Here is a 253-nt window from a genome sequence, read left to right as displayed (position 1 = left end):
CTCGCCGTCATAGCCGCTCTCGACATTGACGAACACGATCACGACGTCGGCCCCGGCGGCACCCTTCTCCGCTTCCGCAATCAGCATCTCGCAGTCCTCGGCGATCCCGCTCGTCCCCCGGAAGATTTCGATCTGGATATCGGCACCGGCGAGTTTCCGGATTTCATCCAACGGCACGTCCACCGAGGTCGGAGGCGTCGTGGCGCAGCCGGAACCCTGGATGACGGGAGTGCGGGCTCCCTCGCCCACGATC

General features: G+C 65.2%; 1 protein-coding gene. It reads right to left on the bottom strand.

Features of this window, described 5'->3' with window-relative positions:
• A partial coding sequence (locus E5W87_RS35835; RefSeq protein ID WP_367118923.1) for a glycoside hydrolase family 3 C-terminal domain-containing protein occupies window positions 1-253 on the bottom strand: 253 nt, incomplete at both ends.

Origin of the sequence: Mesorhizobium sp. (genome assembly GCF_004962925.1) — a bacterium.
Classification (GTDB): Bacteria; Pseudomonadota; Alphaproteobacteria; order Rhizobiales; family Rhizobiaceae; genus Mesorhizobium.
The sequence above is the reverse complement of the archived record's forward strand: the minus strand, read 5'-3'. Positions and strand labels throughout refer to the sequence as shown.